We start from the raw sequence: 10,221 nt of genomic DNA, 5'->3' as shown, positions 1-10,221 counted from the left end.
TGCGCCTCGCCATTCACCGTCACTGGCAACAAAGGCGGCCGCATCATCATGGGCGGCGAGCAGCAGTTTACGGTCGAACGGCGCAGAAGACACCATGCTGGTCGCGTAACCGCTGACCACCGTGCCTTGGGTCGATGCATTGAAAGCATCGAAGGCATTGGCAGACATCGCCCAGCAGGCGCTGAACAAGGCAGAAGAGATGAGCAGGTTTGGAAGAAAGCGCATGGGACTCGACAACTGTTAACGAGCCTGAAGGCTAGCGCAAATGCCCGGGCCAGAGCCAGCGTTGAAACATCGGGACACGGCTGGCGTGTCCCGCAATACCGCAAACGATCAGAGGGTCAGAATGGCCTGAGCCAATTGGGCATCGGTGGCATTGAGTTGGGGCGCCTGATGGCGGATGTGATCGAGCGCGCTTTCCAGCTTCACTCCACGGATATCGCCTTCGCTGGCCACGAAGCTGGCGGCATCGTCGCGGGCGGCGAGGACGATCTTGTCGTCACGGAACGAGGAGGTCACATCGGAAGTGGCGTCGGAAGTGGCTTTCAGCGCGCCGACGATCGAGTCGGTGGTCACGATGAAACTGGTAGCACTGGCGTTGGCAGCCACGGCCAGCAGGGCGGCGGCACTGAGCAGGCGAAGACGGGTCATGATGGAACTCCTTTGGATAAACCGTAGTGAGAGGTGGCTCGGTATCTGAGGAGTCAGACGCCTATTGCGCAACGTTCGCCACGTTCTGCATGGATATTAGGCTGCCGAATCCGGTTCGCCCAGTGGTGGCCAGTGATACTCCAAAGGTTCTGCATAACTGTACTGGTGTTATTTTAGGTGTTCGTAAATTGTACCTGTGCTCGTTCAGTTATGAGTTTTAGAGAATTCAAAGCCCTGAAACGACAAAACCCGTCGTGGTTGCCCACGACGGGTTCTGCTTGTGCAATTCGGGTTGCTGGCGGTGGGTCTGACGACCAGAGCCAGCGACGCTGCTTAGCGCCAGAACGGCTTGCTCAGCTCTTCGTAGCGTTGTGCTTCGCTGATACCGGCATCAGCCAGCAGACGCGAATCCAGACGGGCCAATTGGTGGCGGCTGGAGATGCGGCGCTGCCACAACATCAGGTTGGCAATAACGCGCAGAGGCAGGGAAGCCTGGGTGTTTACAGCTTTGTCTTCGAAGAACAGTTCGGAACTGAGTGTACGTTCCATGGTTGACATCCTTCCGCTTGTGGCGGGATCAGGTAGTGGTTTGACTGGTGCCCATGATCCTCTCGTTTGGATAGTCTCTGTAGATACAGTTCATTTGTATTGTGAGTGAGCAGTTAACTGTTTATGGATGGTGTACGGGTCGAAATTGGGCAAACTGTACCTGTCCGCACTTGATTGGTGCATTTCCGCTCGTATCAGGGGATTGAGTAGGGCTTTGCTGTAGGAAAAGACCGGTACAGCAGTACAGTTTTTTGCAATCCTGCTTCTCGCGGGCATCCACCGATGCAAAACTGTGTTTGCCTCGGTGGTTATCTGTGTGAATCACACTGCCAGCATGCGCCCGGTTTCTTCCAGGTTCATATGCCAGCTCAGTGCTTCGCGCAGAATGTGCGGGGTATGACCGCCGATTGCACAGGCAGCGCTGAAGTAGTCATTCAGTGCCTGGCGAAAGTCCGGATGCACGCAGTTGTCGATGATCACTCGTGCACGCTCCCGTGGCGCCAGGCCACGCAGGTCGGCGAGGCCGACTTCGGTCACCAGGATGTCGACGTCATGTTCGGTATGGTCGACGTGGCTGACCATCGGCACCACGCTGGAAATCGCGCCACCCTTGGCGATCGACTTGGTCACGAATACCGCCAGATGCGCATTGCGCGCGAAGTCGCCGGAGCCGCCGATGCCGTTCATCATCCGCGTGCCGCAGACATGGGTGGAGTTGACGTTGCCGTAGATGTCGAACTCCAGCGCGGTGTTGATGCCGATGATGCCCAGACGCCGCACCACTTCCGGATGATTGGAGATCTCCTGCGGCCGCAGAATCAGTTTGTCCTTGTACTTCTCCAGGTTGCCGAACACGTCGCTGTTGCGCCGCTCGGACAGGGTGATCGAACTGCCCGAGGCGAAGCTCAGCTTGCCGGCATCGATCAGGTCGAAAGTCGAGTCCTGCAGCACTTCCGAGTACATGGTCAGGTCTTCGAACGGCGAGTCGATCAAGCCGCACATCACCGCGTTGGCGATGTTGCCAATGCCAGCCTGCAGCGGGCCGAGCTTGTTGGTCATGCGGCCGGCCGCGACTTCCTGCTTGAAGAAGGTGATCAGGTGTTCGGCGATGGCATTGGTATCAATGTCCGGTACCGACACTGTGGACGGCGAGTCTGACTGCTGAGTGATGACAATCGCGACGATCTTCTCCGGTGGAATCGGAATTGCAGTGCTGCCGATGCGATCGTCGACTTTCACCAGCGGGATTGGCGTGCGCGTCGGGCGGTACGTCGGGATATAGATGTCGTGCAGGCCTTCGAGGTTGGCGTTGTGGGCCAGGTTGATCTCGACGATCACTTGTTTGGCGAAAATCGCGAAGCTGGCCGAGTTGCCCACCGAAGTGGTCGGCACGATATGGCCTTGTTCGGTGATGGCGACTGCCTCGATGACGGCAATGTCCGGCAGCTTCAACTGTTGGTTGCGCAGTTGCTCTACGGTTTCCGAGAGATGCTGGTCGATGAACATCACTTCGCCGGCGTTGATTGCCTTGCGCAACGTGCTGTCGACCTGAAACGGCATGCGCCGCGACAGCACGCCGGCCTCGGTCAGTTGCTTGTCGAGGTCGTTACCCAGACTGGCGCCGGTCATCAGGCTGATCTTCAGCGGCGTGACCTTGGCGCGCTCGGCCAGTGCGTGGGGAACGGCCTTGGCTTCGCCGGCGCGGGTGAAACCGCTCATGCCGACGGTCATGCCATCCTCAATCAGAGCAGCGGCGTCGGCAGCGCTCATCACTTTGTCCAACAACGAAGGCAGGCGAATACGGTCACGGTACATGGATTATTATCTCGGGCAACGAGTAGCAGGATGCGCAGTCTAGTGAATTTGGCTGGCGCCTGTCCCGCTACCAAGGTCGCAAACGAGGCCTCTATTTCGCGGGTTTGCAGTAAAACACCGTTACCGGATCTGCAACAACGCGGCAAATTGTCCAGCGTCTGGCGCAAACAAAAACGCCCCGACAAGTCGGGGCGTTGGCTATTGCAGCGGTGAATTACTCGACCGCTTTGACCATGTCTTCGATGACTTTCTTCGCGTCGCCGAAAACCATCATGGTCTTGTCCAGATAGAACAGTTCGTTGTCCAGACCGGCGTAGCCGCTGGCCATCGAGCGCTTGTTGACGATGATGGTCTTGGCCTTGAACGCTTCGAGAATCGGCATACCGGCAATCGGTGACTTCGGATCGTTCTTCGCGGCCGGGTTGACCACGTCGTTTGCGCCGAGCACCAGCACCACGTCGGCCTGACCGAACTCGGAGTTGATGTCTTCCATCTCGAACACCTGGTCATAAGGCACTTCGGCCTCGGCGAGCAGGACGTTCATGTGCCCAGGCATGCGACCGGCCACCGGGTGAATCGCGTACTTCACGGTCACGCCGCGATGGGTCAGCTTCTCGGTCAGTTCCTTCAGTGCGTGTTGTGCACGGGCGACTGCCAGACCGTAGCCCGGGACGATGATCACGGTGTCGGCGTTGGTCAGCAGGAAGGTTGCGTCATCAGCCGAGCCGGATTTCACCGGACGGGCTTCCTGCGCACCGGCAGGGCCTGCATCTGCCGTATTGCCGAAACCGCCGAGCAGTACATTAAAGAAGGAGCGGTTCATCGCCTTGCACATGATGTACGAGAGAATCGCGCCGCTCGAACCCACCAGCGAGCCGGCAATGATCAGCATCGAGTTGTTCAGCGAGAAACCGATGCCCGCCGCCGCCCAGCCGGAATAGCTGTTGAGCATCGACACCACCACCGGCATGTCGGCGCCGCCGATCGGGATGATGATCAGCACGCCCATCACGAACGCCAGCGCCAGCATCAGCGCGAACGCCGTGAGGTTGCCGGTGAACATGAAGGTCAGGCCGAGAACCAGCGTAGCCAGACCCAGAACCGCATTGAGCTTGTGCTGACCGGCGAACTGTACCGGTGCGCCCTGGAACAGACGGAACTTGTATTTGCCTGAGAGCTTGCCGAAGGCGATCACCGAACCCGAGAAGGTGATCGCACCGATCGCAGCACCGAGGAACAGCTCCAGACGGTTGCCCGCCGGAATCGCATCGCCCAGTTGTTTAACGATACCCAGCGATTGCGGCTCGACCACCGCCGCGATGGCAATAAACACCGCCGCGAGGCCGATCATGCTGTGCATGAACGCTACCAGTTCCGGCATCTTGGTCATTTCAACGCGCTTGGCCATGATCGAGCCGGCGGTACCGCCGACCAGCAAGCCAACGATCACATAACCGATGCCAGCCGTGGCCAGTTCAGCGCCCAACTTATAGATGAGGCCGACCGTGGTGATGATTGCCAGCGCCATGCCGAGCATGCCGAACAGGTTGCCGCGCCGCGAAGTGGTCGGGTGCGACAGGCCTTTGAGAGCCTGGATAAAGCAGATCGACGCGATCAGGTAGAGCGTCGTGACGAGATTCATGCTCATTACTTCGGCGCCTCTTCTTTTGCTTTCGGGGCTTTCTTCTTGAACATCTCAAGCATGCGGCGGGTGACCAGGAAGCCACCAAACACATTGACCGCCGCCAGTGCCACAGCCAGCGTGCCCATGGTCTTGCCCAGCGGCGTAACGGTCAGCGCAGCGGCGAGCATGGCGCCGACGATCACGATCGCGGAAATGGCGTTGGTCACCGCCATCAACGGCGTGTGCAGCGCAGGCGTAACGTTCCAGACCACGTGGTAACCGACATAAATCGCCAGCACGAAGATGATCAGGTTGTAGATACCGGGGGAGATAAGCTCTTCCATCGTCTGAATCCCTGCTTAGGCGTTTTTGCGGATGACTTGGCCGTCGCGGCACATCAGGCACGCGGCGACGATGTCGTCTTCGAGGTTGACGTCGAACTGCCCTTCCTTGGTGAACACCAGCTTGAGGAAGTCCAGCAGGTTGCGTGCGTACAGCGCCGAAGCATCGGCAGCGACTTCACCGGCGAGGTTGGTCGGGCCGACGATGGTCACACCGTTTTCCACAACGACCTGATCGGCGACGGTCAGTGGGCAGTTGCCACCCTGGGCGGCGGCGAGGTCGATGACCACCGAGCCCGGCTTCATCTCTGCCACGGTCTCGGCGCTGAGCAGCGTCGGCGCCTTGCGGCCCGGAATCAGCGCGGTGGTGATGACGATATCGGCCTGCTTGGCGCGCTCGTGCACAGCCTGGGCCTGACGCTGCATCCAGCTCGCCGGCATTGGCCGCGCGTAACCGCCGACACCGACGGCGCATTCGCGCTCTTCATCGGTCTCGTAAGGCACGTCGACGAACTTCGCGCCGAGGGATTCGATCTGTTCCTTCACCGCTGGACGCACGTCAGACGCTTCGATCACCGCACCCAGACGTTTCGCCGTGGCAATCGCCTGCAACCCGGCCACGCCTGCGCCAAGAATCAGCACGCGCGCCGCTTTCACGGTGCCCGCAGCAGTCATCAGCATCGGCATGAAGCGTGGGTAATAGTGAGCCGCGAGCAACACCGCTTTGTAGCCGGCGATATTCGCCTGCGACGACAACACATCAAGACTCTGCGCCCGCGAGGTACGCGGCGCCGCTTCGAGGGCGAACGCGGTAATGCCGCATTCGGCCATCTTCGCGATGGTCTCGTTGTTGAATGGGTTGAGCATGCCCACCAGCACCGCACCGCGCTTGATCAGCGTCAGTTCGGCATCGCTTGGCGCGATCACTTTGAGAATCAGCTCGGCGCCAAACGCGTCATTGGCGCTGCCAATGCTTGCGCCGGCCGCTTCATAGGCACTGTCGACGACACTGGCTTTGACGCCAGCGCCGCTTTGCACAGTGACCTTATGGCCTTGGCTGATCAGCTTCTTGATGGTTTCCGGGGTTGCAGCAACCCGTGTTTCACCGGTCTGGGTTTCGAGAGGAACACCAATGTGCACGTCAAATCTCCTGCGTGATCTTATTGAGTAAACCCATGCACTACGGATGGTGCGACTGGGGCGGCCGATCAGCACGATCCCGCCGAATCAGGGCGGGGCGCGGCATTTTGCAGGCGAACTTTATGCCCTTCAAGGGATTATGACGGGTGACGGAAAATTAACTACAAGTCATGCCGTGACCGAATGTCGCAGATGGCCAGTTGAACCCCTTGCAGGCCGTGCCCTGCATGGATTCTGGCTGAATTTGAAAAAAATTCGCATCGGTGGCGTGAATAGGCAGTAATGAGTCGCCATTAGAGGCTCAAAGCCACGTGTTTGGCAGCTTGTGGGACGTCTGTACGACTTTCGGATACAGTCTGCGCAAAAGCGACAAATAGTTATATCTGTAGGGCTTTGGTTTTTCTGACTACGGGGTTAAGTATTGCGCAAAGCCTTTATTCTTCTAGGCTGTAGCTCTGCGCTTGATTTACCAGCCAGTCGCGAAATGCCTTCAGCGATGCCGATTCGACCTTTCGCTCCGGAATCATCAGGTAATAGGCCTTGATGCTGGAGAGCGCTTGAGGGTTAGCAACCACCAGACGTTTCTCTGCCAGCTCGCGCTGAATCAGAAACGGCGGAATCAGCGCGACGCCCATGTCGTGCATGGCTGCCTGGGCAAGCATGGAGAATAGCTCGTAGCGCGGACCTGTCATGTCGCGAGGGATATTCAGTTGCTGCGAGTTGAACCATTGGCGCCAGGCGTAAGGTCGGGTGGTTTGCTGAAGCAGCGGTAGCTCGGCGATGGCTTGCGCTGTCAACTGCGTGTGATCGCCGAGTAGGGCGGGGCTGCACACCGGCATCGGATTTTCGCCCATCAACCTGTGGGATTCGGTACCCGACCAATCGGCATCACCGAAGTAGATCGCGGCATCGAATTCGGTATCGGCAAACAGGAAAGGCCGAGTGCGGTTGGTCAGGTTGACGGTCACTTCCGGGTGCTTGAGCTGAAAATCCTTGAGGCGTGGCAGCAGCCATTGCGTGCCGAAGGTCGGGACGACGGCGAGCTCGATAACGTTGGTGCCCTGCTGGCCCATCACCGAAAGGGTATCGCGCTCCACTGCATCGAGCTGAGTCGCCACCCGGCGACTGTAGGAAAGTCCCGCTTCCGTCAGCTTTACCCCACGTCGCGAGCGTCGGAACAACTCCACGCTGAGGAATTCCTCAAGGCTGGCGATCTGTCGGCAAATGGCACCCTGTGTGAGCGACAGCTCTTCAGCGGCCCGGGTAAAGCTCTCATGGCGGGCGGCAGCTTCGAAGCTGATCAGTGCGGCGGTGCTGGGGATCTTCCTGCGCATGTACGTCAACCTCACTAATGCGCCGCATAAAAGGCAATTCGCGACGTTTCGGAGTGAGAAATTAGCACAACAGGATGCGAAATCCTCGTTTGCCGCGATGGCGAACCGCGCCTAGGATCAATGCCACGTTAATTCACCCGATTGCGAGGGCACACTCATGGGCGGTAAAGCTAGTTTCAATTGGATCGATCCCCTGCTGCTGGATCAACAGCTCACCGAAGAAGAGCGGATGATCCGCGACACCGCCGCGCAGTTCGCTCAACAGAGTCTGGCGCCGCGTGTGCTCGAAGCTTTCCGTCATGAGAAGACCGATCCGGCAATCTTCCGCGAGATGGGTGAAGTCGGCCTGCTCGGTGCGACCATTCCCGAACAATACGGTGGCAGCGGTCTGAACTATGTCAGCTACGGCCTGATTGCCCGAGAGGTCGAGCGCGTCGACTCTGGCTATCGCTCGATGATGAGCGTGCAATCCTCACTGGTGATGGTGCCGATCAACGAATTCGGTACCGAAGCACAGAAGCAGAAGTACCTGCCGAAGCTGGCTTCCGGCGAATGGATCGGTTGCTTTGGTCTGACCGAGCCGAACCACGGTTCCGATCCGGGCGCGATGATTAGCCGGGCGCGTAAGGTCGATGGCGGCTACAGCTTGACCGGTGCGAAAATGTGGATCACCAACAGCCCGATCGCTGACGTATTCGTGGTCTGGGCCAAGGATGATGCCGGCGATATCCGTGGCTTCGTTCTGGAGAAAGGCTGGAAAGGTCTGAGCGCTCCGGCGATTCACGGCAAGGTCGGCCTGCGCGCTTCGATCACCGGTGAGATCGTCATGGACAACGTGTTCGTGCCGGAAGAAAACATCTTCCCGGATGTCCGTGGCCTGAAAGGCCCGTTCACCTGCCTCAACTCCGCACGCTATGGCATTTCCTGGGGCGCGCTGGGCGCCGCCGAATTCTGCTGGCACACTGCGCTCCAATACACTCTGGATCGTCAGCAGTTCGGTCGTCCGCTGGCCGCAACTCAGCTGGTACAGAAGAAGCTCGCCGACATGCAGACCGAGATCACTCTGGCGCTGCAAGGCTGCTTGCGACTGGGCCGGATGAAGGACGAAGGCACGGCCGCCGTTGAAATCACTTCGATCATGAAGCGCAACTCCTGCGGCAAGTCGCTGGATATCGCGCGAATGGCGCGGGACATGCTCGGTGGCAATGGCATCTCCGATGAGTTCGGTGTCGCTCGTCATCTGGTCAATCTGGAAGTGGTGAATACCTATGAAGGTACCCATGACGTTCACGCGCTGATCCTCGGGCGTGCGCAAACCGGTCTGCAGGCGTTCTATTAATAGGAGAGCAGACCATGGGCGCGCTGTCGCATCTGCGGGTACTGGATTTATCGCGAGTACTGGCCGGGCCTTGGGCCGGGCAAATCCTCGCCGACCTTGGCGCCGAAGTGATCAAGGTCGAGCGCCCGGGCAATGGTGATGATACCCGCGCTTGGGGCCCGCCCTTCCTTAAAGACGCTTACGGCGAGAACACGTCGGAAGCGGCTTATTACCTCTCGGCAAACCGCAACAAGCAATCGGTCACCATCGACTTCACCCGGCCTGAAGGGCAGAAGCTGGTGCGCGACCTGGCAGCAAAGTCGGACATTCTGATTGAGAATTTCAAAGTAGGTGGTCTGGCGGCCTATGGTCTGGACTATGAGTCGCTGAAGGCGCTCAACCCGAATCTGATCTATTGCTCCATTACCGGCTTCGGTCAGACCGGGCCTTATGCCAAGCGTGCGGGCTATGACTTCATGATCCAGGGGCTCGGCGGCTTGATGAGTCTGACCGGCCGACCCGAAGGAGACGACGGTGCCGGGCCGGTGAAAGTGGGCGTGGCGCTGACGGATATTCTTACCGGGCTGTATTCGACGGTGGCGATCCTCGCGGCATTGGCTCATCGCGATCACGACGGTGGCGGCCAGCACATCGATATGGCGTTGCTGGATGTACAGGTCGCGTGTCTGGCGAACCAGGCGATGAACTACCTGACCACCGGCAGTGCGCCAAAGCGTCTGGGCAATGCCCATCCCAACATCGTGCCTTATCAGGACTTTCCTACGGCGGATGGCGACTTCATCCTCACCGTGGGCAATGACGGGCAGTTCCGCAAGTTCGCCGAAGTCGCGGGGCAACCGCAGTGGGCGGATGATCCGCGCTTCGCGACCAACAAGCTGCGGGTAGCGAACCGCGCGCTGCTGATCCCGTTGATCCGCCAAGCTACGGTCTTCAAGACCACGGCGGAGTGGGTTGCACAACTGGAGCTGGCGGGTGTGCCTTGTGGGCCGATCAATGATCTGTCGCAGGTGTTTGAGGATCCACAAGTGAAGGCGCGCGGTCTGGCGATCGAACTGCCTCATGCATTGGCGGGGATGGTGCCCCAGGTGGCCAGCCCGATTCGATTGTCGGAGACGCCCGTTGAATATCGTCATGCGCCTCCTTTATTAGGTGAGCACACGTTAGAGGTTCTGCAGCGGGTGCTGGGTCTGGGGGCAGGTGCGGTGGCTATGTTGAAGGAGGAAGGCGTGCTTTAAGTCTTCTTCTATATAGAAGAAGCTCTTTTCTCATCTGATTGGGTGTTTTTTAACCAATACGCAACTTGTTGAAAGAAAAGCGAAATTAACGGTTGACGGCAGATTCCAGAGGTCTATAATTCGCCCCACTTCCGGCGCAGTCGAAACGGAAAACTCCTTGAGTTTCAAAGGGTTACGCAGTTTTCGACAGCGA

The 10,221-nt window shown here is 58.8% G+C and carries 10 protein-coding genes; 2 read left to right on the top strand and 8 right to left on the bottom strand.

Going from position 1 to position 10,221, the window contains the following annotated elements; translation table 11 throughout:
• The 8 genes from OQK_RS10245 to OQK_RS10210 all read right to left on the bottom strand — a co-directional run.
• A partial coding sequence (locus tag OQK_RS10245) for a DUF2388 domain-containing protein (protein ID WP_016772299.1) occupies nt 1-225 on the bottom strand: 225 nt, incomplete at its 3' end.
• Between the two features lie 108 nt (nt 226-333).
• Complete coding sequence (locus OQK_RS10240; RefSeq protein WP_016772298.1) at nt 334-651, bottom strand: DUF2388 domain-containing protein; 318 nt, start codon at nt 649-651, stop codon at nt 334-336.
• A 333-nt stretch (nt 652-984) separates the two neighbouring features.
• A complete protein-coding gene (locus tag OQK_RS10235) occupies nt 985-1,200 on the bottom strand; it encodes a DUF1127 domain-containing protein (protein WP_007911656.1) in 216 nt (71 codons plus the stop codon).
• A 321-nt stretch (nt 1,201-1,521) separates the two neighbouring features.
• Nucleotides 1,522-3,015, bottom strand: a complete 1,494-nt coding sequence (locus tag OQK_RS10230) for an acetyl-CoA hydrolase/transferase family protein (protein WP_016772297.1) — start codon at nt 3,013-3,015, stop codon at nt 1,522-1,524.
• A gap of 214 nt (nt 3,016-3,229) precedes the next feature.
• Nucleotides 3,230-4,663, bottom strand: coding sequence for an NAD(P)(+) transhydrogenase (Re/Si-specific) subunit beta (locus tag OQK_RS10225; protein ID WP_016772296.1), 1,434 nt, complete (start codon nt 4,661-4,663; stop codon nt 3,230-3,232).
• Nucleotides 4,663-4,983, bottom strand: a complete 321-nt coding sequence (locus tag OQK_RS10220) for an NAD(P) transhydrogenase subunit alpha (protein ID WP_003220416.1) — start codon at nt 4,981-4,983, stop codon at nt 4,663-4,665. The genes OQK_RS10225 and OQK_RS10220 overlap by 1 nt, the downstream gene beginning before the upstream one ends.
• Nucleotides 4,984-4,998: 15 nt before the next feature.
• Nucleotides 4,999-6,120 (bottom strand): Re/Si-specific NAD(P)(+) transhydrogenase subunit alpha, encoded by a 1,122-nt coding sequence (locus tag OQK_RS10215; protein WP_016772295.1) that lies wholly within the window; start codon nt 6,118-6,120, stop codon nt 4,999-5,001.
• A 434-nt stretch (nt 6,121-6,554) separates the two neighbouring features.
• Nucleotides 6,555-7,454, bottom strand: coding sequence for a LysR family transcriptional regulator (locus tag OQK_RS10210; protein WP_016772294.1), 900 nt, complete (start codon nt 7,452-7,454; stop codon nt 6,555-6,557).
• 157 nt (nt 7,455-7,611) lie between these two features.
• Between OQK_RS10210 and OQK_RS10205 the strand changes: the two genes are divergently transcribed.
• Complete coding sequence (locus OQK_RS10205; RefSeq protein WP_016772293.1) at nt 7,612-8,793, top strand: acyl-CoA dehydrogenase; 1,182 nt, start codon at nt 7,612-7,614, stop codon at nt 8,791-8,793.
• A gap of 14 nt (nt 8,794-8,807) precedes the next feature.
• Entirely contained in the window at nt 8,808-10,028 is a 1,221-nt protein-coding gene (locus OQK_RS10200) for a CaiB/BaiF CoA transferase family protein (protein ID WP_016772292.1), read from the top strand.
• Nucleotides 10,029-10,221 lie beyond the last annotated feature (193 nt).

It is taken from the genome of Pseudomonas sp. R62, from assembly GCF_000257605.1.
In the GTDB taxonomy this organism is placed as follows: Bacteria; Pseudomonadota; Gammaproteobacteria; order Pseudomonadales; family Pseudomonadaceae; genus Aquipseudomonas; species Aquipseudomonas atacamensis.
Note: the sequence above shows the minus strand (reverse complement) of the source record. Positions and strands in the feature narration are given on the sequence as shown.